Below are 26,233 nucleotides of genomic sequence, written 5' to 3' on the forward strand. Positions count from 1 at the left end.
GTGGCGCCGATGTGCCTGGCGCCTGCCCGGCACACCGGCTTGAACCGCACACACGTTACGCTCATTGGCTCGCGAGCTGGGCCTGGGTATAGAAGCCGTCCTTGACGACCACATCAACATTGCTCTTGGTGAGCAACGTGGGTTGCAGGAGCACCGTGTCAACCTTCTTCTTGCCGTTGTCGTACTGTGCATTGAAGGACGGCTTCTCACCCTTCGCAAGTGCGACGGAGAGTTTCGCCGCTTCACCCGCGATCAGTTTCAGCGGTTTGTACACGGTCATGGTTTGCGTGCCGGCGATCACGCGCTTCACTGCCGCCAGATCGGCATCCTGACCCGACACCGGCACTTTGCCCGCCATGTGCTGCGCGGCAAGCGCCTGGATCGCGCCGCCCGCGGTGCCGTCGTTCGACGCGACGATGGCGTCGATCTTGTTGTTGTTCGCCGTGAGCGCATCTTCAACGATACGCAGCGCGGTTGACGCGCTCCACTCCGGCACCCACTGCTGACCGACGATCTTGATATCGCCCTTGTCCATCGCGGGCTTCAACACTTTTAGCTGGCCTTCACGCAGCATCTTCGCGTTGTTGTCGGTCGGCGCGCCACCGAGCAGGAAGTAGTTGCCCTTCGGTTGCGCGTTGTAGACACCTTGCGCTTGCAGTTCGCCGACCTTCTCGTTGTCGAACGAGATGTAGGCATCCACGTCGGCGTCGAGAATCAGGCGGTCATACGAGACGACCTTGATGCCCGCCTTCTTGGCTTCGGCGACCACATTGCCGAGCGTCTTCGAATTGAACGGCACGATTACTATCACGTCCACGCCGCGCGAGATCAGGTTTTCGATTTGCGAAATCTGTCGCTCTTCGCTCGCATCGGCGGATTGCACCGATACTTTGGCGCCGAGTTTCTCTGCTGCTGCAACGAAATAATCGCGATCGCGCGACCAGCGTTCGACACGCAGATCGTCGATACAGAAACCAATTTCCGGATGATCCTTGCTTGCATGCGCGAGCGGCGCGACAAGCGAAAGGCTGGCGAGCATCGCTCCACACACGAGCGAACTCAGTACGGTACGACGCGTTGCGAATTTCATGTCTCACTCCTTGTTCTGATAGCCGGAATACCGGATTGGACGGTCTGCGCTGCGAGCCACAGAGCCGGACAAGCGACAACCCAAAGCTTCTCTATTCGCGCGGTCAGCGTGGCCGCGCGATTTTTATGCCTTACCGGGTGCCCTGTTTTGGGCGTGACTTCGTGACTGCCTTTTAGCGCCTGCTGTATATCGCCTGATTCACAACGTTTTCCAGTTGCTCCTGCCGGCCACTTGCGTGCTGCGGATTCAGGCCGCGTGTCAATGCATCCGAGGCCAATGTCGATAGCGAATAATCGCCTTTGAGAATCTTTCGACCGAACTCCGATTCCCACCCTGCGTAGCGCTGACGTTTGAACTGTTCGAGCCGGTCGTTTTCGATTAGCGTCGCGGCACGTTCGACGGCGAGCGCCAGGTTATCGATTGCACCGATGTGGCCGAAAAACAGATCTTCCGCATCGACACTCTGCCGCCGTACCTTGGCGTCGAAGTTCATCCCGCCTGTCGCAAAGCCGCCGTGCTTGAGGATTTCGTAGAAGGCCAGCGTCAGTTCTTCGACGCTGTTCGGAAACTGGTCCGTATCCCAGCCGTTCTGCTGATCGCCGCGATTCGCGTCGACGCTGCCGAAAATACCGAGCGCATAGGCGGTGGCGATCTCGTGATGAAACGAGTGGCCGGCCAGCGTCGCGTGATTGGCCTCGATGTTCACGCGAATCTCTTTCTCCAAGCCGTATTGCAGCAGGAAGCCGTGTACGGTCGCCACGTCGTAATCGTATTGATGCTTGGTGGGCTCCTGCGGCTTTGGCTCGATCAGCAATGCGCCGTTGAAGCCGATCTTGTGCTTGTGATCGACCACCATGTGCAGGAAACGGGCAAGCTGATCGCGTTCGCGCACGAGGTCGGTATTGAGTAACGTGTCATAGCCCTCGCGGCCGCCCCACAACACATAGTTTTCGCCGCCGAGCCGTTGCGTGGCGTCGAGCGCGTGACGGACCTGTGTTGCCGCGAATGCGAAAATCTCCGGATCAGGGCTGGTTGCCGCGCCGGCCGCGTAACGCGGATGCGAAAACAGATTAGCCGTGCCCCACAGCAGCTTGATGCCGGTATCCTGCTGCTTGCGTGCAAGATAGTCGGCAATGCGCGTGAAGTTCTCGCTATAGGTTTTCAGGCTGTCGCCTTCCGGCGCGACGTCGGTATCGTGAAACGTGTAATACGGCGTGCCAAGCTTCGAGAAGAACTCGAAAGCAGAGTCGGCCTTTTGCTGTGCCCGCTCCATCGCGTCGCCGGCTTGCTGCCATGGGCGACGAAACGTCCCTTGCCCGAAGATATCGACGCCCGGCCACACGAACGTATGCCAGTAGCACACAGCAATACGCAGATGTTCTTCGAGTGTCTTGCCGAGCACCTTTTTGCTCTTGTCGTAATGGCGATACGCAAGCGGGTTATCCGATTGCGGGCCTTCGTAACGAATAGCGGGAATGTGTTCGAAATAGGACATCTGCGTCTCCAGTTTTATGCTGCACTGCAACCCGTGCGACATCGCCGCGCCGGTTGACAAGGTGACGCCATGCTGCCGCTTGCAAGATGCATCGGCAATTGCGAAATTGCGCAGCGCGCGTAATGTTTCTTACTGCCCATGCGTTTGTTTCACACCGGCGCGATCGTCGCGGCCTAGAATAACCAGACGCTTAAAAACGGTGCCGCCTCCGGCGCGCACCTAACAGGAGACGAAGGCACTGCGAGTCCCGCCGACCCGCACGCCGCCCACCGCCATGACCCGTCCGCAAACACCCCAGACGACCCACCGGATCGCGCTGCTGTTCAACGCGAACAAGGTCTACGACCGCGAGATCATCACCGGTATCGGCAATTACCTGCTGTCCACGCGCGTGGCATGGGATCTCTTCCTCGAAGAAGATTTCCGTTGCCGGTTGACGGGTATTGAGCGTTTCGACGGCGACGGCATCATCGCGGATTTCGACGATCCCGCTGTCGGCGAAGCGCTACGCGATTGTCCGTTGCCGGTGGTGGCGGTCGGTTCGTCGTTTGAAAATCCGGCGCACTATCCCCCGGATTTACCCTATATCGCCACGGATAACGCCAAGCTCGTTTCGCTCGCCTACACGCATCTGATCGGCGCGGGTCTCGAACACTTCGCCTTGTATAGCCTCCCGCAAGCGCAGGAGAATCGCTGGGCGCAGCAACGTGAATTGGCGTTTTCTCATCTGCGCAGTGCGGATGGCCACAGCGCCGAGCAGATCGGCACGGAGATTTATCGCGGCTTGTCGACCAGCGCGCCTTCGTGGAATCAGGCCACCGAGCAGCTCACCGCGTGGCTGAGCCAACTGCCGAAGCCGGTCGGCATCATCGCCGTCACTGACGCCCGCGCGCGGCATCTGCTGCAGGCCTGTTTGATCGCAGGCATTCCCGTGCCGGAAGAAGTGGCGATCATCGGCATCGACAACGATCCGCTCACGCGTACGTTGACCCGCATTCCGCTTTCTTCCGTGATTCAAGGCACGGAAGAAATGGGCCGCACCGCGGCTCACCTGCTACATCAAATGCTGCATGGGGCACGCTTTCCGGGGCGGCGCATTCTCGTGCCGCCGGTTGGCATCAACGTGCTCGAATCGACGAAGCACCAGCCGCTCGCGAGTCCGTATGTGATGCGTGCGCGGCATTTCATCCGGCAGTACGCCTGCCAGGGTATTCGCACCGAACAGGTTGCCGATTATGTGGGCGTGTCGAGATCGTCGCTCGAAGAGTACTTCCGGCGCGAACGGCAGTGCACCGTGCATCAGGAAATTCTGCGCCATAAGCTCGACGTCGCGAAAGCGCTGCTTGCGAAGCGCGATGCGTCGAGCGCCGAAGTGGCGATCCGTTGCGGCTTCACGTCGCTGCAATACATGTACGCGGTATTTCGCCGTGAACTCGGCTGTACGCCGCGCGAATACCAGGAACGTGTGAATTCGACCGCAACGCCCGGCTGAGCATGCCCTTCATCTTCTATCTCCACCGACGACATGATCAGCATTGCACCTCTTTCTTCTGAGCCATGGGGCACGCTGCCCGGCGGCGATCCCGTGCGGCTCTTCACGCTGCGCAATACACACGGCATGAAGGTCGCCATCAGCGACCTGGGCGCGACGCTGGTCTCGTGGCACGCGCCGGACCGCGCGGGCCGGCTCGGCGACATCCTGCTCGGCCACGACACGCCTGCCGAATACGTTGCGGCCACCACCTATATGGGCGGACTGATCGGCCGGTGGGCAAACCGCATTGCCAATGCGCGCTTCACGCTCGACGGTATCGAGTACACGCTCGACCGCAATGAAGGCGCGAATCTGCTGCATGGAGGCACGCAGGGTTTTCATCGCACACTGTGGGACGTAAGCGAAGATAACGGCGCGCTGCTTATGCGTCTGGAATCGCCCGAAGGCGACGCCGGCTTTCCCGGCAACGTCACGGTGCAAGTGCGTTACACGCTCGACGACGACGGCACCTTGACGATCGCCTATGAAGCCATCACGGACGCAGCGACGCCCCTCAATCTGACGAGCCATCCCTACTTCAACCTGACGGGCCGGCAGGGCTCGGACATTCGCGGACATGTGCTGTCGATCGATGCTGATCGATTCTTCGAAGTCGACGCATCGATGATTCCTTGCGAGCTTGCCGACGTAGCGGGCAATGCATTCGACTTCCGGCAGAGCGCGCCGATCGGCGCACGGCTCGATTGGCCGCATGCGCAACTTGCGAGGGCTGGCGGCTTCGATCACTGCTATGTGCTGCGCGACGCGCCTGACGCCACGATGGCCAGACGCGAGACGCCGGTACGCCGGGTGGCATGCGCCTATGACCCCGGCAGCGGACGCGAACTGATCGTCTCGACCGACCAACGCGGCTTACAGTTCTATACCGGCAATTTTCTGAGTGGCGACACCGGACGCGGCGGCATCGAGTACCAACCGCACGCCGGACTGTGTCTCGAAGCGGGCGGCTTTCCAAACGAAGTCAATATGGCCGAACAGAAACAGGTGATCGTACGGCCAGGCAGCGCCTACCGGCAGGTGACCGCGTATCGCGTGGGCGTACGTTCTGGAGTCTGAAGCAATTTTTCATATCTTACGAAGAGCATTACAGATTGCCGACTTATCATTTGCGGCAAGACTGAATTACCGGTTTAGGGGTTTTCCCTAGCTCACCCGCTTCCTAGAATCTCTCCATAGGTCGCCGAACCCATGTTGCGGTGTCGGATAGAACCATTCTCGGAGGGAAGCATCATGAATTCGCTGATCAAAGCAGTCGTCCTGGCCGTCGTCATCGCAGCGCCGGTGGCTTCGTTCGCGCAGTCGGAACAACCGTTGACCCGCGCGGAGGTCAAGGCGCAACTGATCCAGATTGAACAGGCCGGCTACAACCCCGCCGTTGCAACCGACTCGACCTATCCTGCCGACATTCAGGCAGCCGAAGCACGCGTAGCCGCACAGCATGACGCCACCGGCTATGGTTCGTCGGCTAACGGGTCGTCGCAAACCGGCACGACCACACCCGCTGCGCCCGCGGTTCAGCCCGAGCCGATGGGCGGTCAATAAAACGCCAACGGTGTTGGTGTTTGCCGTTACGTAGTTCGATGCGAGCCATGCTCGTTGAAGCATGCGCTCGCATGAACGCGCTGCACTGTGCGCGACTATGACGGCACAGTGTCAGAAAATCCTTTGACGAAAATAATGGCTCATATATCCTAGGGCGGCAGTTTGGTGGTTCTCGCAGTGCGGTGAATTCGCATCAGCGAGGACTTCTACTCAACGTCGCTTCGGGTTCCATCGTGAAAGTCCGTGGTCCATTGGTGAGATACCAGCCAGGTCGGGAAAGAACTTTCCTGTCCGGCTGTTCGATCGCTCATCAGGGGAGCAACTGCGCTTCGCCATCCCGCCCCCTGTCCATCGATACCGTGTTGTCGCGGCGCTCCGTCCGTCGGCACAACGTCATTGCAGCCCCCGCAGCCATTGGGGTGCGAACTGACGAAATCGCGTCGCTTCTGCCTTAGTCCCCCTCTCTTTTCGCGCGCCCGTGTTGCATGCGATTGAGCCGCTTTATCTAGCGCTCGAACACCTGCTATGCGTTTGTCCGTCCGCGCTTTGCAAGGTGTCTTGCTAGCGTTGGCCGGCTTATAGCGCTCGCCTATCCACGTCCCTATTAGCTCTGCTGTGCGCTTGCGCTGCGGCAGGCGGCGTCGCGTCGCGTCGCGTCGCGTCCCGTTCTCGTCCGCATTCATGCGGGATAGACGGACGTGTGGGTCGTCACGCTCGTGCATCTTCGCTTGCGCTGCGGCGAAAACTGAAGATTGAAACCAAGGAGATAGAAGAATGAAAATTCGTCATGCCAAGCTTCTCTCGCTCACCGGTACGATGCTGTGCTCGCTGACCGCTTTATCCCCCATGAACGCTGCACGCGCAGCGGACACGACGATCAACGTCTACAACTGGTCGGACTATATCGCCAAAGACACGATCTCCGGCTTCGAAAAGCAATCCGGCATCACGGTGAAATACGACAGCTACGATAGCGACGACACACTGCAGGCCAAGCTGCTTGCAGGCAGCTCCGGCTACGACATCGTTGTGCCCACATCGAGTTATATGGCGCGTCAGATCGAAGCCGGCGTGTATCAGAAGATCGACAAATCGAAGATGCCGAATCTCGCGAATCTCGATCCGGGTTTGATGAAGCTGATTGCCGATGCGGACCCCGGCAATCAATATGGCGTGCCTTGGGCGTGGGGCACCGATGGTATCGGTTATAACGTTCAGGCCGTTAAAAAAGCACTCGGCGCCGATGCGCCGGTTGATAACTGGTCGCTGTTGTTCGACCCGGCGAATCTTTCGAAGCTAAAGAGCTGCGGCGTGTCTTTCCTCGACGCGGCGGCGGATGTTTTCCCGGCCGTGCTTCAGTACATGCACAAGGACCCCAACAGCACCAATCCCGGCGACTACCAGGCCGCGTATGAAGTGCTGAAGAAAGTGCGACCGTATATCACGCAGTTCAATTCGTCCGGCTACATCAACGATCTGGCGAACAACGATATCTGCGTGGCGCTCGGTTATTCGGGCGATGTGGGGATTGCGCGGCGACGCTCGTCGGAAGCGAAGCGCTCGTATGAGGTGCGGTTCTCGAACATCAAGGACGCGGGTTTGCTCTGGATGGACGTGATGGTGATTCCGAAAGATGCCCCACATCCGGAAGCGGCGATAAAGTGGATGAACTACATCGAAGATCCGAAGGTGAGCGCGGCGATTACCAACGAAGTTTTCTATCCGACCGCGAACCGGGCTGCACGGCAGTTTGTGACGCCGGAGATTGAGCAGGATACGAATGTGTATCCGCCGGAGGCGGTGCTGCGCAAGATGACACTGATGCGGCCGCAGCCTGCGCCGATCATGCGGCTTGAGAACCGGCTGTGGGCGCAGTTGAAGTCGGGGGGTTGAACGTGAGTTGTGGTGTTGTGCCTGGGTGAACTTTGGTGATCTTTGGTGAAGTTGGTTGATTCCTTTTGAGCGTGGCGCATGCAGTGGGTGTGTGCGCTACGCCCTTTTTGAAGCTTTGATTTTTAACTCTGTTTGCATTCGAGCCATTATGAGCATTTTGAACATCGTAGATTTTGCGCAGCCTGCCAAGGAAAGTGTTGAGTACATGCCGAAGGCGGAAGCGGTGCTGACGGGCGATCCTTCGCAAGCCGTTCACACGCATTTTGCCAGTCCGTGTGGGCAGCTTGTGGCGGGGGTTTGGGAGGGGGCTTGCGGTCAATGGACGGTGAACTTCACCGAGAATGAATATTGCGAGATTCTAGAGGGCGTGTCCGTGATTCGCGATGCGGACGGGACGGCGAAGACGGTGCGCGCTGGGGATCGGTTTTTGATTCCGGCGGGGTTTAAGGGGACGTGGGAAGTGGTGGAACCGTGCAAGAAGGTTTTTGTTTCGGTTGAGTTTAAGTGGTAGGTTGTGGCGTCGGTGCGATTGCGGCGGTGGTGACGTTGTAGGCGGAGAATGTGGCGCGAGCGATTAACCGCGCCCCCGTTAGCGAGGACAGATGTCCAAAGTTTACGGGGAGCGGTTTGTCTACTGCGGCGGAACTTGTTGACGTGGCGATGTTGATCGCGCTTGAGCGTTTAGTGCTTGGTGGCGGTCAACTGTTGCGCGTCTGCGCTCACATCGGTTGCGAACGTTTCAGTCGCTTCATCGCGTTCACCGGGCTCTGCGGGGGCCGGTGTTCCGTTTGCTATCTGCGCGGATTCTTCGAGCAGGCGCGCCGCTCGGTCTGCTGTGATGCGGCTCTGAGCCACGCCCTTCGCGTCAAGCGCGATCACCTGGAACAGTTCGCGGTCACCGGCCAACTGCTGCTGATATTGCTCCGCAGTGTGCACCAGCAATTCAAGCAACGTTCGATGGTTCCGACGTTCCTCTATTGTTATGGCAGGACTCCTACATATTGTGGCCGCAAAAGTGACAAGCGTTTCCAGTTGACTGACGTGACGGTTGCAGAAATCGAAGGCCTGAAATGCAAGTTTCTCGTACTGGAGCGCGTCGACAGGCGGGCGTGAAGCGGGTTGAGTCTGTTTTGTTGGTTTGCTGCTCATGGTGCGACCTCCCGGGTACTGCTTGGATCGCCCGACACTCGCTTGCTGGGGGTGAGCGGGCACGTAGTCGGGTTGACAGACAGGGATCGTACGAACCTGCGAGCCTTGCGGCTCCCCCACCACGCAGGGCAATCGCATGAAAAATTGTTTACCCACAATGGGTTACGAATGGGGGTTGTAAGCTGCTGCGAAGAAGCGTTAGCTCCTGGTTTTGCCAGGAGCCGGGAGTGGTGTGGACGACGAATACGAGCCGTTGAGTTTGCAAGACGCGTTTGGGGACCTGAAGGACCCGCGTGTACGCACCCCGGAGCATGATCTGACGGAAATGCTGGTGGTTGCACTGGCGGCGATCCTGTCGGGCGCCGACGGCTGGGTGGGGATCGCTTTGTGGGGGCAAGGACAACTGGAGTGGCTGCGCCGGTACTTGCCGCTGCGCAACGGGATTGCCTCGCACGACACGTTCGGACGCGTATTCGCAGCGCTTGATGCGCGGCAGTTCGAGGCCTGCTTTGTGCGGTGGGTAAGCGGTATCTGTCCTGCCGTCGCGGGCCTGGTGGTGGCCATTGACGGCAAGACAGTACGGCGCTCGCACGGCATGGGGCGTAGCGCGATCCATCTGGTATCGGCCTATTGCGGCGCGTTAGGGGCGACCTTGGCTCAGGTCAGGACTGCCGCCCAAAGCAACGAGATCACCGCGATCCCGGTGTTGCTGGATGCCTTGCTGCTCAAGGGTGCGATCGTGACGATCGACGCGATGGGTTGCCAGCGGGAGATCGCGGCGAAGATTGTGGCTGGAGGTGCCGACTATGTGCTTGCGGTCAAAGGCAATCAGCCTGCCTTGCATGAAGCAATCGTGCAGCTGTTCGATGCACAGCGCACACAGCCTCTGCGCAGCGTGCGCTTCGTTGAGCACTGTCAGACAGGCAGGAAAGTGCACGGAAGAATCGAGACGCGCCGGTGCGTTGCGACCGACATGATTGACTGGCTGGATGAGGACGGTAAATGGGCCGGCCTGCGTTCGGTGGGGGTGGTTGAGGCCACCCGCGAGATCGACGGCCGCGTTTCGCTGGAGCGGCGGTACTACATCAACAGCCTGCCCGCTGACCCGAAACGGATCAACGAGACGGTGCGCGCTCACTGGGCCATCGAAAACAGCATGCATTGGGTGCTCGATGTCGCGTTCGGCGAGGATCAATGCCGCGCCCGGGTGGACAATGCAGCACAACACTTCGCGATCCTGCGCCGCATCGTGTCGAATCTACTGCGCGCTGACAAAGCCACCAAGGTCGGCATAAAGAACACGCGGCTCAAGGCCGGATTCGATGAACACTATCGGGCTCGAGTGCTTGGAATGCAGGTCTCCTGATGCGATTGCCCTGACCCACCACGGGCCGCCCATTGAAATATAGACGTGCAGAGGTAGCCGCCTGACCAACGTCGATACTTGAATGACGGCAACGGCCGAAATGCCGACTGATGATACCAAAAATACCCAGTCGCGCTAGAACAAACCCTTGGCAACCGCTGCAATCATTTCCAGCCGCACCAACTCATGCATCACCCAACCCAAGCACCGCCAGCGCCGCTCTCCGAGTCTCATCACTCGCACACAGCAGCACCACAACATCATCTCGTTTCGCATGAGTAAACGGCTCACTCATGTGATCCGCTATTTTCTGCACATTGTCGATCGCGACGGTCAGCACACTTTGGCTTCGACGAGTTGCTATCTTGCCCAGCGAGAGCGTCTCAACAGCGGAGTGTAGATGGATGAAAAGCCGCTTCCCGTCCACAACGGAAATGACTTTTCCTTGGTGAATGCCCCGTCCCCATTTGCTTTCGATATGCATAGTCTCTCAGGCCTTTTTTTCATATTTTTCATGTCGTTCCTTGACGATTATTGCAGCCACACTCTAACGCACTTGACCACCCGTCTCAATAAGCGCTCGTTCCTGATATGCTGGAATAACGACACTAGTGCGTTCCGAGCGGGCTAGTGGCTCAAAATAAAGTTCAGCCGCACGGGACGGATCAAAACTGGACGAAAATCAGCGACGAGCCCTGCATTGATCGACGACCCGCAACACACTGCCATACCGCTAAGCCGCTTGTTGTTGCCACCGGAGCCGCCAACGCTTGCTCCGGGCATCGTGCACAGCACTTTCAGCGTTCAAGGCGACGCCCGTCAAAGCTTCCTGGCCTGGCAGGAGCGTATGAATCCGGTCTACGACATCCAGCCTTCGTCAAAGCAGGCTGCGGACACGTTCGATTCATCGCTGTCCCGTTACACGATCGACAACCTGAGCCTCTTCGACTTCCGCACCGCGCCAAACCTGGCCGTGCGATCGTTGGGTCGGGTTTCGACCGAGAGCATTCGCGACATCAGCTTCAGCGTGTTCCTTGAAGGGCCGCCGTCGCAGTTCGTCGGCGGCAAGCCACAACTCGATGCGCCGCACATACCGCAAGTGCCAAGCATCCTCGCGCTGGACATGGATCAGCCGTGCACAATCCGGAGTTTTCATGGTCGGCTACTGCTCCTTTTTGTACCGCGCGCGCTGGTGGAAAGCTCGTTCCCCGATGCTGCCTCGCTACATGGCCGCTGGGTCCACGCCACCACGCCTTTGACACGCCTAATCATTGAGCATCTGGTGGCGCTCAAGCGGCAAATCGTCGGACTGAGCAAGGAGGAAGCGCATCAGTCCTTTCTCACTGCGGTAGAACTACTCGTCGCCGCTTTCAGCCGTCAAGCGGGTCTTGCCGGCAACAGCCGCGCGGCGGTACGCGCCGCAGTCTATGGACAAGTGCGGCGGTATGTCGAGACCCATCTGCACGATCCGGATTTGTCGCCTGACAGCGTGTTGGCATCGCTGCATCTCTCGCGCGCCAGCGTGTATCGCATTTTTGAGCATGAAGGTGGCCTGGCCGCGTATATCCGTAGCCGCAGGCTGCGAATGGCGGCCGATGAACTGGTGCGCTTTCCGCATATGGAGGTGCAGGACATTGCCGCGGGCTTGGGTTTCAATGAGGCGTCGAGCTTTACACGTGCATTCCGTCGCGCCTTCAACATCGCGCCACGCGATTTGCACGAGTACGCGCCGTTGCTCCAGCGCGAACACGCAGCACAGGCTCGCTTCACGTAGACGGGCAATGCCGAACTGATTGGATCACCGGCGGCAATCGGAAAGCTGCCGCTATTGATCGTCTGCCAACACAGCGCGCGAGGTGTCGCCCATCAGATATCGCGCGCCGCTTCCCCGCCGTCGGGCAACATCTTCGGGGTTGTAGAGAGAACAGGATTTCAGCGAAAGGCACCCGCAGCCGACACAGGATGCAAGCTGATCGCGCAATGCAATCAGACCATCGATCCGTTCTTGAAGCAGCGGTTGCCACGCGCGCGAGAGACGTTGCCAATCCTGCTTGGTCGGCGTGCGTTGCCCGGGCAGCGTTTCAAGAGCAGAACGAATCTCCGAAAGGTTCAAGCCGACAGTCTGTGCGGCGCGAATGAACCCGACGCGGCGAAGGACATCCCTTCGATACTGCCGTTGACCGCCTTCTGTTCGGGTACTGCTAATCAGCCCCTGTTCCTCATAGAAACGAATCGCACTCGCCGCTACGCCCGAGCGCTTCGTCAGTTCACCAATTGAAATCGCCGTCTCGTTCATGACGCTCCCGCAAATTTTTGCTTGACTTCAAGTTTACTTGAACTTTCACAATGCGTTGGTTCCTTTGATTGAGAGACGGCACGATGCGTAAGGACTCCGTTAGGATCAAGTTGAACCAGCTTCTAGATGCAAACGCTCGCTTCGATCTGATAGCTAGAGGTACGACCAACCATTGTCCAATGGCGCTTGTCGCATTGGCCGAAATGGGGGCGTCGCCCGATCGACTGCAGAAATTCTTCGATATGTGGGAGCGCAAATACGCGTTGACTGCACCACCCGTCGACACAATCGTCAGCCGCCACGAATGGTCGCGGCAACTAGGCAATGCCGCCGCATTCGGCGCTTCGCGCGTTTGTTTTCTGGACTGGATCGCCGAGGCCGGCTCCGTCCCGGTCATCGCGGCCGTGCTGAAAGAGGTGCCGTTCGCACCCGCAACGCAGGCCTTTCACGCGCTTATCCGGTTGGCATACGGTATTCAGGCGGCGCATCCCGGCGAGATCGCCTCCGGCCTGGCCGCGTTAATCTCGTCGCATCTGCATATCGATGCCCATTTCGACGAGAGTCGCATGGCAGAAAGCGTCGAGGCGGGGATTGACCACGTCGTCCGCGCAATGGGCAATGATGGTGTCCCGGGCAACTCGATCACGTCACGCTTGCGCACTGTTGCAAACGATGTGCGGTTCAGGCAAGCCATCCTTGCGCCTCCAGCCGCGGTGCCCTTACTCGACGATCTGGCGCGGGCGACGATTCACGCCTACTGGCGCTCGCCAGACTTTACGGTGCTTCATACGGTGACAGCCACACACGCGGCGCGAATCCTTCTGGCGCAATTGCCTGACACGGCTGCAGCGCAACTGCTGCCCAGCTTGTGGATTGCGCTGTGCGCAGCATATGCAACGGTGCGCCGACCCTCGAACGTCGAAACAGATTCGCCTGACGTCACCGTTAGCTGGAGCGATGTGTGCCGGATGGCGGTGGCATCGAACGATGATCATGTGATCAAGATGGCCTACACGTGTCTTTGCGAGGACCGTCGCCAGCCATCGCCGTTTTACCTTGCGTCAGCGGCACGGCTCGTTTTCCGCTCGACGAAAACGTGATCGTGAGTGCAAGTGCGTGTAAATTCGGATCTAGTGGTTTCCGACCCGCCACAGCGTCTTCGAATCGGTCGTTATCGGAGTCGGTCCGACAGTCGTACAGGAGCCTGTATGAGCACGAAGCACAGCAAAAAAGAACATCTTGAAGCCGCGGCGTCACATCACGAGCAGGCAGCGCGATATCACCACGGAGCGTCGCGGCATTTCGAGGCGGGGAAAGACTATGCCCACGCCGCACACCAGGCGATGATCGCCCATGGTCACACCTTGCACGCGATCGATCAGGCACACGTTGCGGGTGCACACAGCGCCAATACGCCGCCGGTCGCGCCTGCATCGCCCGGCTCCGGCGCAGACAACGCAAACGCAGCAAAACATCACGAACTGGCAGCGGAGCTTCACGAGCAGGCGGCGCAGCATATGCGCCACGCAGTCAAGCTCTTCGATCAGGACCGTAGCGCAGCCACCCACGACGCGCAGCTAGCGCTCGCTCTTGCACAGCGCGCTTTGTCTCATGGCAACGAAGCGGCCAAACTATTTGTCAAACTCACTGCCGCCGAAGCTTCGTAAGTGATGCCAACTTTCACGGAACCGGCGCCGACAAGCATCCGGTTGTCGCGCGGATCGACAGTCGCAAGCCGACCGTAAAGATCCGCGCGCCGTGTGCGCGGATCAATCCAGCGTTCCTCTCGGGACTATGCCTTCTGGTTCAGCAAGTCCGCGGCAATAGACTTCGCATGCGCGACGGCTTCGTTCGGATTAGGGAATACGCCGAGCTGTTCCCAATGCTCTTCGACCGCGTAAGTGCCCCTTATACCGAGTGCCCTTTGTACGCGCAATTGCGCGGCGTACTTGCCGTCCTCCAGGGGTCGAGCCGTTGCAATCACTTTGTGCGGTAAATCGGGTCTCTCCGGCTGCCTCAACTCAACTGGACCGCCCGGCGCGCCGATATCGTTCAACGCGTTCCTCGTTTTGCAGTCTGGGCAGTAGAAGCACCACCCCTCGTTCTCGCTAACAGTTCTGACCTGCCCACGGGCAAGCACGGCGCGACATTCAACGTTTTCGCAGATGAACGGCATAGCAGTCTCCGGAGTTGTTTGCGAGAAATCCTAGCATGACTGCCGACGGTCAACCATCGGCATTGTTGCCCTACCTGCTCCGCGCGCTAGCGGGTGGGAATCACCGCTGCCCGCTCCCCAAGTTAGCGCTCACGCGCGGGTCGGCGCAATCGCGGCACGCGGCCGCAGCGTCGCCATGATCAGGTACATGCCGCCGCCGATCACCACGCCGAAGAACCATCCATAGGTATTCCACCAGACGGGCAGCAGGTTGGTGAAGTTAGGCAGGAAGGTCGAAAACACGCCGCCGACCGCCACGGAGACCAGCGCGTTGACGTTCCAGCCGCCTTCGTAGCGGTACTCGCCGTGCTCCTGATAGAGCGCCGCGACGTTGATGTTGCCCTTGGCCACCAGGTAGTAGTCCACCAGAATAATCCCCAGCAGCGGGCCCATCGTCGCGCCAATGGCGTTCACGAAGTGCGCGGCGTTGCCTTCCCACGGCGCGAACGGATAGAGCACCAGCGCGATGGCCGCGGCAATGTAGCCGCCCTTCTTGAAGCTGATCTGCTTGGGGAACGTGTTGGAGATGTCGAACGCGGCCGAGACGAAATTGGCCACCACGTTAATGCCCAGCGTGGCGACCGCGAAGGTTAGCGCCGCGATGAGCGCCAGCACCCAACTGTCGAACTTGGCCGAGATCTGTTCGGGGTGGAGCAGCACTTCGCCGTACACCCTGAAGGCGGCGATGGTGGTCACGCCGGCAACCAGCGAGAAGGCGACCAGGTTGATCGGCAGGCCCCACAGATTGCCTTTCTTCACTGCGCCGCGATTTTTCGCGTAACGCGAGAAGTCGCAAAAGTTCAGGTAGAGGGCTGCGAAGTAGGTGATCCAGGTCGCGCCCACGGCCATGAGCGCCCAGAACGAACCGGGCTCGCCGCTGACGCCGGCGTCCCGGGTCTTGTCGAGCAGCGCGTCCATCGGAATGCCGTGGCTGAAAGAGAAACCGCCCGCTTTGACGCACAGGCCGATCGCGAGAATCAGCATCGCGACCCACACCGCCGGACCGGCCCAGTCCTGGAATTTGCGCACCGTCTCCATGCCCTTCTGGATGATGAGCAGTTGCAGCGCCCAGATGATCACGTAGCAGATCACCTCCAGCCCTGAGTGTCCGAGTACTTGCGTGCCCTTGTGGAACGCCATCATGCTATCGCTGCGGATCAGCAGCGCGACCATCGCGCCCGACGCGGCTGCCGTCTGCGCGCCGTACCAGAAGCAGGCCACCACGGCGCGCACGAGTGCCGCCAGGTTGGCGCCCCACACGCCAAAGGAGGCGCGCGCCAGCACCGGATACGGCACGCCGGTCTTCTCGCCGGCGTAGCCGATCAGGTTCATGAGCGCGAAGATCACCAGCGAGCTGAGCCCGATCGCCAGCACGAAGTTAATAAAGCTGCCGCACAGCAGGAACAGGCTGGCGGCGAGGTAGTAGCCCCAGAGGCTGTGCACGTCCGAGGTCCAGACGTTGAAGATGCTGAAGGCGCCCCAGTTGCGCTGCCTGGCGGGCGCGAGATCTTCGTTGTAGAGGCCGGGGGAAGGATCGCGGATTTCCATCTGTCATCTCCTTTGAGTTCGCGGAACTGAGGAAATACCGCCGGGCACTCCTGGGTCGAGATGCCCCCGCGTCTGAAGCCAGCCGGTATGTCAGAAATGTACGTGCTTTGCCGCGTCGTTTCGAATGGGTTAACCCTGGTCAAGATGCGGACTGGCGCAAGCGGATCACGGCCGCGCGCCGCTATGCGGGCACCCGTGTCCAGCCTAAACTACCGCATTCGGCCAGCCCGCTCGGAACACATGCCCCTTCGCGACGCCCCTAACGCCAAACCACTTGCCTCGCCGCCTGCATGGGTCGGTGCCGAGGCATTGCAAGACCCCGCCCTGCTGCGCCGTCTGCTACGCGCCAAAGACCGCATGGACGCCGCATCGCACGAGGCCTGGCCCGTCAAGCGGCTAGCCGAGGTCAGCGGTGTCTCCGAAGCCCATTTCGCGCGCTCCTTCAAACGGGCCTTCGGCCTCCCACCGCATCGCTACCTGCTGACGCGGCGCATCGAGCAGGCCACCACCCTGCTGCGCGACACCGAGCTCAGCATCACGGAAATCGCCTTCGCCACCGGCTGGGAGAGCCTCGGCGCTTTCGGCCGCACCTTTCACGACATCACGGGACAAAGCCCCAGCGCCTTGCGCCGCGAGTCCCAGGCCAACGTGCTTCAACTCGACCGCGTGCCCGCTTGCGTCCTGAAGGCCGCGCAGCGCCCCGACCTCAACATCGCAGTTTTGGAGAAGCGCCGCCGCGTGGCCGAAGATACATTCCAGCCATCAACCAGGGAGGAGTCATGAACCAAGGTATCAATGTGGTGGGTTTGTACGTCGACAACCAGGACGAAGCGCTCTCGTTCTACGTCGACAAGCTCGGTTTTAATGTCCACACGGACGTGCGCAACGGTCCCTACCGCTGGCTCACGGTCCAGCATCCGGATCAGCCGTCGTTCCAGCTCGGCCTGTTCACACCCGGCCCGCCCATCCACGACGAAGCCACCGCGCAAATCCTGCGCGCGATGGTCGCCAAGGGAGCCATGCCACCTCTCGTCCTCTCTGTGGACGACTGTCGCGCCAGCTACACCCAGCTGAAAGCCCGCGGGGTGGAATTCACGCAGGAGCCGGTCGACCGCTTCGGCAGCGTCGATGCCGGTTTCCGCGACCCTGCCGGCAACGGCTGGAAGATGATCCAGGCACCGAGGAGCAAGGCATGAACACCAGCGCCTGGATTCGTCAGTTTCACCGATGGATATCCATCCTCTTTACGCTGACGGTGATCGCGAACTTCGTCGCCATGGCCGTGCGGCACGGCGTCCCGCCGCCCTGGATCACCTATGCGCCGCTGCTGCCGCTGGCCCTCCTGCTGTTCACGGGGCTCTATCTGTTTGCGCTGCCCTACTTCAGCCGCGACCGTGCCCGTCATGGTTCGTCGAAGCGTTCTCTAGGTGACCAGGAGGTATCACAGTGACGAAGAACTCCCCTATAGTGAGCACCGACGAGCCTGCGTCCGAACTCATCGACGCCCGGATTCAGTCGCTGGCCGACTGGCGAGGCGATCTGCTCGCCAGCCTGCGGAGCCTCATCCGAGCGGCCCACGCCACAATCGTCGAGGAATGGAAGTGGAGCACCCCGGCGTGGTACAGCGACGGCCTGATCTGCACCGGCGAAACCTATAAACAGGTCGTCAAGCTCACCTTCGCGAAGGGTGCCTCGCTGCCAGACCCGGCCCGCCTTTTCAATTCGAGCCTGGACGGCAAGGTACGTCGAGCCATCGACTTCCGCGAAGGCGCAGAGGTGAATCAGTTAGCGCTGACTCAACTGATTCAGGCGGCGGTGGAATTGAATAAGCGTTCGGCCCGTTGATGGTCAGTGGACCTAGGAGTCTCGATCGTCGACAATGGGCGTCGTGCCAGACCGAACTAACGGAACGTGAGATGAACAAATCGAAGAAACTTGCTCTTCTTGCCCTGGCATTGACGGCACTTGGCCTGTATAAATTGTTCACTGTCGCAAACGATGCGCAATCTGGCTGCATCCAGTTCCGAACTCATCAGACATGCAGCTTCGAAAATGCGTCGAATTTTCAAGGCTTGCTCGATCTCGAACTGATGTTCGCATGCGGCTGGGCTGCGGGTGCGGTGGTCTGCTGGATGGTCGCTGCACAGGCAAAAAAGAACGAGCGTTAACTACTTTCGGCATTTCCTATATCGCGGATGTGATTCGGCGGCAAAAGAGACTCAGGAATGAACCCCGCGATTCGCTACGAGCCAAAAATCTTTGCTGGATCAATTCTCATTGCGATCGCAGGCATGCATTACACCGGCATGGCCGCGGCGAATTTCCCCGTTGGATCGATTTGCGGCGCAGCGAATGGCGTCAAGCCTCAATGGCTCGCGGCCGCCGTCATTCCGTTCGCGTTCGCGATTCTCACCGTGACACTGGTTCTTTCCCGACTCGATGCCAGAGTGGTGTTTCTTGCCAAATCGGTCGCTCGCCTGAATGATCAGATTGATCGCATGCGAGGGCCGATGCATTGATGTTCAAGCGTCGGCGGTTCGATAAAGCAACATTGCCACCTTGGCAAGAACCAGCTTCATGATGAGCGACATCGGATAGCGAGAGTAACAGGGAACATCGGTTGGAATTGTCCGGCCGTCGGGTTTGAACTTGGTGCAAACGCGCATTTGCACGGGCAAGACATCATCCTTGCATCGAGATCGATACAGATCCACCCAATGTTTGCCATCATCAAAAGTGACAAGCATTGCCGAATTACAGCAGGTCGCAATCACTCGATTCGTCGCAGAGCCCTCTCTGATCTTGTGATGTCTCAACAGTGAGGTGCCTTTCAGGCACCTCACCCGATCCCGCCGATACACGAGGTATGCCGTTCCTCCATCCGGGTCCTGAACTGAAGCCGCATGGGGTAGCGACTCAATCTGTCGAGCTCCTGACAATCGTCGCAGTAGCAGATGACGCTGGTAATCGGTGCGCCGATAGCCTCATAGGCGACCTGCCCGCACACACAGTTAATTGTCGCCATCGCCCGAGGTGGTTTATCCATTCGCTATCCCGCTACGTTTCGCGCCTGCCAGTGGGTGATTTTAGCCAATTCCGGCCTTTCGCGAGCGAGTTCGAGCCGTCCGTTGAATGTCCGCTTCGTAAATGTTCAACAGACGGATACCCCCTGTGCCACCGTACGCGGCACCCCGCAATATCAACTCTTCACCTTGCTGCGCAGGCGCTCGACCGCAGTTTCCAGTTCGCGAATCCGCGCACTCCCGTGTGATGGATGCTTCCCATCCGCCGTCCTGCTCGCGGCGTACGTAAGCGTAGCGCGATCCACGACGGGACTGGATCGACTTGACGGAGGGCGTGAAGACCACGTCGCAGGGATACCTGCGCGAATTGCTCATCTTGCCCTCCATCACGTTCAATCCCAGCCTTGCATGAAATACCGCTGTCGCTCGCCGCATCAGCGGTATCCACTCCGTCCCGACGTGTCACGCCTGTTTGGCGTGTACAGCGTGTACAACGGGGAAGTCGATCTCGGTACCGGCGACCGTGTTGATGCAGTTCGTCCAGATGTTGAGCGCCACGTTCAGCACGATTTCGATTACAGCAGCGTCGCTATAGTCTGCTGCCTTGACCGCGCCAAGATCAGCGTCCGAAACGCGGCCACGCGCGTCGGCTACTCTCTTCGCAAACAGCACGGCGGCGGCGGCTTTCGGATCGTTCGAGCCACCACTGCGGTTCGCGGTGATTTCGGAGTCGTCGAGTTTTGCGACGTTCTTTCCGAGGTAGGTGTGAGCGGACAGGCAGTAGTCGCAACCATTGATTTCTGCAACCGCGAGCGCGATGCGCTCACGCGTCTGTACAGACAACTCGCCTTTGCCAAGCGCACCCATCAGGCTCAGATAGCCTTCGAGGGCGGTGGGGCTGTTGCCGACCATGCGGAACAGATTGGGCACGACGCCCAGTTGCTTGTTGACAGCTTCGAGCAACGGTTGGGATGCAGCAGGGGCGTCCGCGACGGTGGCCGGGGTAGCAATACGGGTCATAACTCTCTCCTTTGAGATTGAGTTGCACTGGAGTGGAGCAACTGACCTGTATGCTATCTACTCCCGAATCTGGAGAGAATCCGTTAACATCGGGAATCTTTCTTCCATTAATCGAGAGGATCATGGACCGTCTCGAAGCGATGTCCATCCTCGTCGCGGTCGTTGATGCAGGCAGCCTGTCGGCGGCGTCCCGGCAGCTGGCCATCCCGTTGGCGACGGTCAGCCGCAAAGTCGGCGAGCTCGAAGCGCACCTGAAGACCCGGCTGCTCCATCGCACTACGCGGCAACTTTCGCTGACCGAGGCCGGCGAATCCTACGTCGCATCCTGCCGGCGCATCCTTGAGGAAGTCGGGGAAGTCGAGCGGGCAGCGACCGGCGAATACGCGGCCCCGAAAGGCTATCTGGTGGTCACGGCTCCCGTGGTCTTCGGGCGGTTGCACGTTGTCCCCGTCATGGCAGCGTTCCTTGCACATTACCCGGAGATCGACGCCCGCCTGTTTCTGACAGATCGCAACGTTCATCTTCTCGAAGAACATGTGGATGTGGCGGTACGTATCGGTCAGTTGCCGGACAGCACACTCGTTGCGATGCGCGTCGGTGAAACGCGTCCCATTGTGTGCGCAAGCCCCGACTATCTGGCGGCTCACGGCACGCCGGTCACCCCGGCTGAACTCGCAAACCATGCGTGCATCAGCTTCGACGGACTCACTTCGCCGGGAGCGTGGACGTTCTCCGCCGGGAAATCGGAGCAGACCGTGCAGGTCCACCCTCGACTGGTCACGAACACGGCAGAATCGGCCATCGACGCCGCGACGCTCGGAGTCGGGCTGACGCGGGTTCTGTCATATCAGGTTGCCGATGTCTTACGCGAAGGCCGCTTGCAGTTCGTACTGGAGAGATTCAAGTTGGCACCTTTGCCGATCCATCTAGTCCATGCCGGGCAGGCGCCGCTGCCGCTCAAGTTGCGAGCTTTTCCCGACTTCATGTCACCGCGCCTTAAAGCTCGCATCTCCGCCGTTTGACCTGGACCTCGGGCTTTACCTTTTTATCGCCTCCCGACTGACAGCGATCAGCAAGGCACCCGCTTGGCACGCCGTCATCATGGTCCAGTCGATAAAAAATCGCTCAACTCGCGCCGCGCACCGCCGTTAACTCAGACGACATCCCAGACCAATTCGACGCGTCACGTCGCACGCTTCGCGACGCACTGGCTCAATTCGTCAGGGTCGGCCTCCAGGTTTGCCAAGGTTGGCAACACCGCACTATGGACGCCTGTACTGCACGGCGAGCGATCAAAGAAACATCCCTCATGGTTTTCAAACGACTCTGTACCGCGTTCGTCGCGGTAGTGCTGAGCGCAGCGGCTGCGTCCGTTTGCGAAGCCCAATACTCCACCGGCTGGATAGCCAACACGCATGGCACGGCCACGACGCGAGTGGGCAATGTGGCCCGCTCGATGTGGGTGGCATCAGACGGGGTGATCTATACCGCGTCAATGTGGGACGAAGACGAAGGCGGCATCGCGATCTATCAGAATGGACAGAACATCGGTTCAATCGGGGCGCACGCCGAGTTTCAGGGTGGCGCGATCACCGGCAACTCGACCTCGCTATTCGCTGCGCTGCAGTTCAACGCCACGTATGGAAGCGGCACGGTTGGCCGATACAACCGGACAAGCCGCACGCGCGACCTGCTCATCACGGTAAGCGCGACGACCACCGAACGCCTCGCGGATGTCGTCACCGGACTCGCGACGTCCGGCTCGCTGCTCTACGCGAGCGATTTCCCAGGCAACCGCGTGCGCGTGTTCACGACGTCCGGTGTCTGGCTGCGCGATATCGGCGTGGCAACGCCGGGCGCGCTCGCGGTGGACGCGGACGCCAACATCTGGGTCGCGCAACAAAGCACGGGCGCGGTGATCCAGTTCAGCCCGACCGGCGAACGGCGAAACACCATCCTGTTGGCGGCCAAAGGGCAACCCTCTTCGCTGTATTTTGACTCGTCCAGCGGGCAGTTATGGATCGGCGACGAGGGTCCGGACATGAACATCAAGATCTATGACGTGTCCGGCGCACCTTATGGCGTGGGTACGTTTGGTGTTCAAGGCGGCTTCCTCAATACGGTCACTGGCATCAAGGGGCGGGTAGGCGACAGGCGCTTCACGCGCGTCACCGGCATCGGCAGGGATTCCGCGCGCAACCTCTACGTCCTGAACAATCCGTGGGGCGGGTCATGGGACCTCGGCCGCAACGGCGGCACCGACATCCACGCGTACGACGGAACCGGGGTTCTGCGCTGGCAGCTCCAGTCGGTGAACTTTGAGGGCAACGCGGCACCGGACCCAGCCACAGACGGGGCGATCTTCTACGGCGGAACGAACATCTATTCGGGCACCGTGGGAGGCAACTTCATTGCGAACACAATCGATCCTATCACCTATCCGTCCGATCCCCGGATCAATCTCGCCGATCACGAACGCGGCGAACATTTCGCTCAGATCGCCAGCGTGGGCGACCACCGGATACTCGTCGCCGCGAGCCAGAACCCGGATACCTTCTACTTTTTCCACTTCAACCGGGCGAGCGGGTACATTGCGATTCCGGATAGCACGTTGCCGGGAACGTCGTTCGGTACGGCGGCGAAAGTCCGCAATGGTTTCTGCCTGGATAGCAAGGGAGATATCTGGGCGGGTCTCGACAAAACCAACGTCATTTCTCACTATCCGCTGACCGGTTTCGATGCGAGCGGCAAACCGGTCTGGGGTGCCGCGATCACGATGCCGATCCCGCGCACAATCTCGCAACTGACGCGGATCATCTACCTACCTGACAGCGACACGATGATTCTCACGCAATGGGCAACCGGCAGCACGGACTGGACCGCGGTCGGATCGCGCGTCGAGGTCTATCACGGCTGGCTGGCCGGCAACAGGAGCGCGCCGAACCCAGTGATCAATATCACTAGCGCGAATGCCAAATCCATTGTGGCCGCCGGCAATTATCTGTTTGTCGGCTACGTACATACCGTGCCGAATATTGATGCCTTCAACCTCACGACGGGACAGCTCGACACCACGTTCGTCAATAGCAATCCAAACAAAGTCGACGTCGGCAACGACGTGGACTCAATGTATGGACTTCGGGCCTATCGGCGTTCGACCGGCGAATATGAGGTGACGAAAGACAACTACAACAACTCGAGCATTGTGGTGTATCGCTGGACGCCGCCTGCATTGACCGGGACCGGGGTGAATGCGACGAAGACGAAGACGATGATGGTGTCGCCCTTCAGCGTGAATTGACGATGCGCCTGAGTCGCCGCGATTGGGGCGGCGGCTCGATTCATCCGTCCATGACTGAGCAGAGTTCGGCCAGAAGCCGCCGTTCGCGGTGCCCGCCCAATGCTACCTCGCCTCATTATTGCGGCAGAATCCTTGCGAATGCCGGTGCTGAGAGGACTGCAGTTACCACAACGAGCGCGGTGGCAGCAAGACTTGCGCCGGCAACAAGCAACAAGCAACAAGGACGTCAGGGTGCGTGACATGATCTTTACTCCAGTGGTCGATATCACACTTCAGAACGGCCCTGATTCTGGGTCAGCCTCACGGCCGCGATTCGACAACCAATGTGTGTACCTGCAATGGGGGCGTGCCGATTTGCGGTGATGCCGGTCATCGCCTCAAAGGGGAAACGTCCCCTATTGAGGTGATCAGCGGTTAATTTGCCTGCCTTGCTGCCGTCTCAATCACTTGAGCGACCTTGGCCGGCTGTGAGATGAAGACAGCGTGGCTTGCGCTCACTTCAGTGACCTTGGCACCCGAGCGTTGATACATCCAGCGCTGAAGCTGAGGGCTCACCACACGATCCTGGGTAGTCAGGATTGCGTAGCTCGGCTTGGTTCGCCATGCCACCACAGAAACAGGTGTCCCCAACGCTTGCTGATTAAGCTGCACCTGCGAGTCCGCCATGAATTGAGCCTCCGACGGCGAGACATCCTGTGCAAAGGTCCCAGGGAATCTTGCGGCAGGGATGAAGAAATACTTGTCCGGTGTTGCTCGCATGGCATCGTTGGGCGCGGCGAACTTCGACAGCAGTTGACCACTGGCTTCCCCTTTATCGGGTTGGAGCGCAGCCACATAGACGAGCGATTTGACCTTCGGGTCGGCGCCTGCCTCCGTGATCACAGAGCCGCCATAGCTGTGACCGACCAGCACGACCGGACCGCTCTGCTGATCAATGGCGCGCCTGGTGGTCTCGACGTCTTCGGCGAGGCCAGTGAGCGGTTCCTGCACGATCGTCACATGGAAACCGTCCTTGGTCAGGATGTCGTAGACGGCTCGCCAGCCTGAGCCATCCACGAGTGCTCCGTGAACAATGACGATATCGTTCGCCGCGGGCTTCGTCTCGGCGTGAGCCATCGTGCCACCCAAAGCAAGCAGGAAGGCAACGACAAGCTTATTTCGTAGTGCATACATTTCAATCTCCATGGATATTACTATGTGCCCGACGTTTTGCTTAAGCCATCTGGCGTCGGACATATCGACATACGGACGCTGCGGGTCGCATTTGCGCGCTGGCGTACCGGAGTGCGAAGACGTCAGCCGAGTTTGTTCTTCATGCCCAGGACGTCGATCGCCTCGATCGACGGAGGGCTTGCCAGCAACTCGTCGGCCTGCGTCATCAGGGCATTGGCCATACTGCCGTGCAGGTGTACCTGGCGATCCTCTTCGCTTGCAAAGGCGTCGAAGACGCCGAACGTCGTCGGCGACAGCTTGAGGGCGAACCAGATCGGCGTGGTCGCCTCCCGATTGGTCATCTCAAGGCCTGCGGCAAGGAAGTCTGCGACCGCCTGCTCCTTTCCCGGTTTGGCTTCAAGTCGGACAAATAGTGCGTGCTTGATCATCTTCGTTCTCCAGTGTCCGCGTGAGGGGTTCATGCGGTGAGTCACACTTTACAAACGGAGTGAGTTGGGAAACACTGTCTCAATCGACAACTTTGATATCAATTCCGCCATGCGAATTTTTGTCCTCGCGCTCGAAGGGGTGTTCGATACCGGTCTCGCTAGCGTGCTCGATGCCTTGACGATGGCCAACAGACTTGCGGACGCGACGGGGATGGCGACACCGGGCTTCGACATCACCGTGGTGGGGATGCAGCCCCAGGTGCGCACCGCGCTTGGCTTGCAAGTGCCCGTCCGCGATATGGCCGACGCCCCCGCCCCGGATTGGGTCGTCGTGCCGGCGCTCAACTGCACGACGGCCGAAGAGCTCGTGCCTGCGCTTGGCCGACACGATGTGATCGATGCGCTAGGCGCTTTGCGCTCGTGGCGCAGTGCCGGCGCCCAAATTGCAGCCGCCTGCACGGGTACGTTCGTGCTGGCTGAAAGCGGCTTGCTCGACGGCTACGAAGCCACGACCACATGGTGGCTCTCACCGGTATTCCGGCAGCGTTACCCCGCCGTGCACCTGGATGCGCATCGCATCGTCGTCCCCAGCGGCAGCACGGTGACGGCAGGGGCAGCCCTGGGCCACCTCGACCTTGCACTCTGGTTGATCCGCAACAACAGCCCTGAGCTTGCGGCGCTCGTGGCCAACTACCTCGTATTCGATTCGCGGCCGTCGCAGTCTGCCTATGCGATCTCCGATCACCTTTCCCATTCGGACCCGCTCGTCGAGCGTTTCGACCGTTGGGTGCGTGAACACCTCGACACGGCAATCGCGCTCAACGTCGTCGCCGATGCATTGGCGACCAGCACGCGGACATTGACGCGACGTTTGAATGAAGTGCTCGGTAAAACGCCTGTCGAGTACATTCAGGATCTGCGAGTCGAGCGCGCCGTCCATCTGCTGAAGACGAGCAAGCTCAGCGTTGATCGCATTGCCGAGCAGGTCGGGTATGCGGACGGCGTCACTTTGCGAACGTTGCTGCGGCGGCGGATAGGTAAGGGGGTACGTGAGTTGCGGGCGTCGTGAGTCGCTGAGGCCATTTGGGACTAGACCTTTGGCCGATGCTTCGTCTACCTCGACGGTGTAGCAACGGCCG

General features: G+C 59.8%; 28 protein-coding genes. 19 read left to right on the plus strand and 9 right to left on the minus strand.

Annotated elements, in window-relative coordinates:
- Positions 1-61: 61 nt before the first annotated feature.
- Both xylF and xylA read right to left on the minus strand, forming a co-directional pair.
- The gene (xylF, locus tag B0G76_RS15405) at positions 62-1,090 is read right to left on the minus strand and encodes a D-xylose ABC transporter substrate-binding protein (protein ID WP_120293384.1); all 1,029 of its coding nucleotides are present in this window, start codon (positions 1,088-1,090) and stop codon (positions 62-64) included.
- 172 nt (positions 1,091-1,262) lie between these two features.
- Positions 1,263-2,585, minus strand: a complete 1,323-nt coding sequence (xylA, locus tag B0G76_RS15410) for a xylose isomerase (protein WP_120296402.1) — start codon at positions 2,583-2,585, stop codon at positions 1,263-1,265.
- A gap of 274 nt (positions 2,586-2,859) precedes the next feature.
- Here xylA and B0G76_RS15415 point away from each other — a divergent pair, with 274 nt between their 5' ends.
- The 7 genes from B0G76_RS15415 (at position 2,860) to B0G76_RS15450 (ending at position 10,090) form a co-directional block, all read left to right on the plus strand.
- Positions 2,860-4,077, plus strand: a complete 1,218-nt coding sequence (locus B0G76_RS15415; protein WP_120293385.1) for a DNA-binding transcriptional regulator — start codon at positions 2,860-2,862, stop codon at positions 4,075-4,077.
- Between the two features lie 33 nt (positions 4,078-4,110).
- Entirely contained in the window at positions 4,111-5,196 is a 1,086-nt protein-coding gene (locus tag B0G76_RS15420) for an aldose epimerase family protein (RefSeq protein WP_120293386.1), read from the plus strand.
- Positions 5,197-5,370: 174 nt separating this feature from the next.
- Positions 5,371-5,682: a DUF4148 domain-containing protein gene (locus B0G76_RS15425; RefSeq protein ID WP_120293387.1), complete on the plus strand. Its 312-nt coding sequence runs from the start codon at positions 5,371-5,373 to the stop codon at positions 5,680-5,682.
- An 816-nt stretch (positions 5,683-6,498) separates the two neighbouring features.
- Positions 6,499-7,575 carry a polyamine ABC transporter substrate-binding protein gene (locus B0G76_RS15435; RefSeq protein WP_259460834.1) on the plus strand — a complete coding sequence of 359 codons (1,077 nt, stop codon included), beginning with the start codon at positions 6,499-6,501 and terminating at the stop codon, positions 7,573-7,575.
- Between the two features lie 91 nt (positions 7,576-7,666).
- Positions 7,667-8,086: a cupin domain-containing protein gene (locus B0G76_RS15440; protein ID WP_259460590.1), complete on the plus strand. Its 420-nt coding sequence runs from the start codon at positions 7,667-7,669 to the stop codon at positions 8,084-8,086.
- A gap of 143 nt (positions 8,087-8,229) precedes the next feature.
- Positions 8,230-8,688: a hypothetical protein gene (locus B0G76_RS44815; RefSeq protein ID WP_183082061.1), complete on the plus strand. Its 459-nt coding sequence runs from the start codon at positions 8,230-8,232 to the stop codon at positions 8,686-8,688.
- 268 nt (positions 8,689-8,956) lie between these two features.
- A complete protein-coding gene (locus B0G76_RS15450) occupies positions 8,957-10,090 on the plus strand; it encodes an ISAs1 family transposase (RefSeq protein WP_120293390.1) in 1,134 nt (377 codons plus the stop codon).
- A 184-nt stretch (positions 10,091-10,274) separates the two neighbouring features.
- Here B0G76_RS15450 and B0G76_RS15455 read toward each other — a convergent pair whose 3' ends face one another.
- On the minus strand, positions 10,275-10,574 hold the full coding sequence (locus tag B0G76_RS15455) for a hypothetical protein (RefSeq protein ID WP_147394051.1): 300 nt from the start codon (positions 10,572-10,574) through the stop codon (positions 10,275-10,277).
- 216 nt (positions 10,575-10,790) lie between these two features.
- On the opposite strand from B0G76_RS15455, the gene B0G76_RS15460 reads away from it, so the two are divergent.
- Complete coding sequence (locus B0G76_RS15460) at positions 10,791-11,864, plus strand: helix-turn-helix domain-containing protein (RefSeq protein WP_259460591.1); 1,074 nt, start codon at positions 10,791-10,793, stop codon at positions 11,862-11,864.
- Positions 11,865-11,915: 51 nt separating this feature from the next.
- Here the strand turns inward: B0G76_RS15460 and soxR are convergent, their stop codons facing one another.
- Positions 11,916-12,386, minus strand: a complete 471-nt coding sequence (gene soxR, locus B0G76_RS15465) for a redox-sensitive transcriptional activator SoxR (RefSeq protein ID WP_183082062.1) — start codon at positions 12,384-12,386, stop codon at positions 11,916-11,918.
- A gap of 179 nt (positions 12,387-12,565) precedes the next feature.
- Here soxR and B0G76_RS15470 point away from each other — a divergent pair, with 179 nt between their 5' ends.
- The gene (locus tag B0G76_RS15470; protein WP_259460592.1) at positions 12,566-13,486 is read left to right on the plus strand and encodes a questin oxidase family protein; all 921 of its coding nucleotides are present in this window, start codon (positions 12,566-12,568) and stop codon (positions 13,484-13,486) included.
- Positions 13,487-13,594: 108 nt separating this feature from the next.
- Positions 13,595-14,053, plus strand: a complete 459-nt coding sequence (locus B0G76_RS15475; protein ID WP_183082063.1) for a hypothetical protein — start codon at positions 13,595-13,597, stop codon at positions 14,051-14,053.
- A gap of 125 nt (positions 14,054-14,178) precedes the next feature.
- On the opposite strand, the gene B0G76_RS15480 is transcribed toward B0G76_RS15475, so the two are convergent.
- Positions 14,179-14,562 carry a hypothetical protein gene (locus tag B0G76_RS15480; protein WP_120293396.1) on the minus strand — a complete coding sequence of 128 codons (384 nt, stop codon included), beginning with the start codon at positions 14,560-14,562 and terminating at the stop codon, positions 14,179-14,181.
- A 129-nt stretch (positions 14,563-14,691) separates the two neighbouring features.
- On the minus strand, positions 14,692-16,149 hold the full coding sequence (locus tag B0G76_RS15485) for an NCS1 family nucleobase:cation symporter-1 (protein WP_120293397.1): 1,458 nt from the start codon (positions 16,147-16,149) through the stop codon (positions 14,692-14,694).
- A gap of 240 nt (positions 16,150-16,389) precedes the next feature.
- On the opposite strand from B0G76_RS15485, the gene B0G76_RS15490 reads away from it, so the two are divergent.
- The 6 genes from B0G76_RS15490 (at position 16,390) to B0G76_RS15515 (ending at position 18,668) form a co-directional block, all read left to right on the plus strand.
- Positions 16,390-16,932: a helix-turn-helix domain-containing protein gene (locus tag B0G76_RS15490; protein ID WP_120293398.1), complete on the plus strand. Its 543-nt coding sequence runs from the start codon at positions 16,390-16,392 to the stop codon at positions 16,930-16,932.
- Positions 16,929-17,345, plus strand: a complete 417-nt coding sequence (locus B0G76_RS15495) for a VOC family protein (protein ID WP_120293399.1) — start codon at positions 16,929-16,931, stop codon at positions 17,343-17,345. Before B0G76_RS15490 ends, B0G76_RS15495 begins: the two co-directional genes overlap by 4 nt.
- Positions 17,342-17,599 (plus strand): hypothetical protein, encoded by a 258-nt coding sequence (locus B0G76_RS15500; RefSeq protein WP_120293400.1) that lies wholly within the window; start codon positions 17,342-17,344, stop codon positions 17,597-17,599. Before B0G76_RS15495 ends, B0G76_RS15500 begins: the two co-directional genes overlap by 4 nt.
- Positions 17,596-17,994 (plus strand): DUF1801 domain-containing protein, encoded by a 399-nt coding sequence (locus B0G76_RS15505; protein ID WP_220700754.1) that lies wholly within the window; start codon positions 17,596-17,598, stop codon positions 17,992-17,994. Before B0G76_RS15500 ends, B0G76_RS15505 begins: the two co-directional genes overlap by 4 nt.
- Before the next feature lie 71 nt (positions 17,995-18,065).
- Positions 18,066-18,317 (plus strand): hypothetical protein, encoded by a 252-nt coding sequence (locus B0G76_RS15510; protein WP_120293401.1) that lies wholly within the window; start codon positions 18,066-18,068, stop codon positions 18,315-18,317.
- Positions 18,318-18,374: 57 nt separating this feature from the next.
- Positions 18,375-18,668, plus strand: a complete 294-nt coding sequence (locus tag B0G76_RS15515; RefSeq protein ID WP_120293402.1) for an MHYT domain-containing protein — start codon at positions 18,375-18,377, stop codon at positions 18,666-18,668.
- Between the two features lie 966 nt (positions 18,669-19,634).
- On the opposite strand, the gene B0G76_RS15525 is transcribed toward B0G76_RS15515, so the two are convergent.
- Entirely contained in the window at positions 19,635-20,192 is a 558-nt protein-coding gene (locus B0G76_RS15525) for a carboxymuconolactone decarboxylase family protein (RefSeq protein ID WP_120293403.1), read from the minus strand.
- A gap of 122 nt (positions 20,193-20,314) precedes the next feature.
- Between B0G76_RS15525 and B0G76_RS15530 the strand changes: the two genes are divergently transcribed.
- Together B0G76_RS15530 and B0G76_RS15535 are read left to right on the plus strand one after the other, a co-directional pair.
- Complete coding sequence (locus B0G76_RS15530) at positions 20,315-21,214, plus strand: LysR family transcriptional regulator (RefSeq protein ID WP_120293404.1); 900 nt, start codon at positions 20,315-20,317, stop codon at positions 21,212-21,214.
- Positions 21,215-21,501: 287 nt separating this feature from the next.
- Positions 21,502-23,493 (plus strand): SMP-30/gluconolactonase/LRE family protein, encoded by a 1,992-nt coding sequence (locus B0G76_RS15535; protein ID WP_120293405.1) that lies wholly within the window; start codon positions 21,502-21,504, stop codon positions 23,491-23,493.
- A 414-nt stretch (positions 23,494-23,907) separates the two neighbouring features.
- Here the strand turns inward: B0G76_RS15535 and B0G76_RS15540 are convergent, their stop codons facing one another.
- The gene (locus tag B0G76_RS15540) at positions 23,908-24,666 is read right to left on the minus strand and encodes an alpha/beta fold hydrolase (protein WP_120296404.1); all 759 of its coding nucleotides are present in this window, start codon (positions 24,664-24,666) and stop codon (positions 23,908-23,910) included.
- Positions 24,667-24,788: 122 nt separating this feature from the next.
- Positions 24,789-25,094 (minus strand): putative quinol monooxygenase, encoded by a 306-nt coding sequence (locus B0G76_RS15545; RefSeq protein ID WP_120293406.1) that lies wholly within the window; start codon positions 25,092-25,094, stop codon positions 24,789-24,791.
- Between the two features lie 109 nt (positions 25,095-25,203).
- On the opposite strand from B0G76_RS15545, the gene B0G76_RS15550 reads away from it, so the two are divergent.
- Positions 25,204-26,163 carry a GlxA family transcriptional regulator gene (locus tag B0G76_RS15550; protein WP_120293407.1) on the plus strand — a complete coding sequence of 320 codons (960 nt, stop codon included), beginning with the start codon at positions 25,204-25,206 and terminating at the stop codon, positions 26,161-26,163.
- Positions 26,164-26,233 lie beyond the last annotated feature (70 nt).

The sequence above is a fragment of the Paraburkholderia sp. BL23I1N1 genome, from assembly GCF_003610295.1.
Classification (GTDB): domain Bacteria; phylum Pseudomonadota; class Gammaproteobacteria; order Burkholderiales; family Burkholderiaceae; genus Paraburkholderia.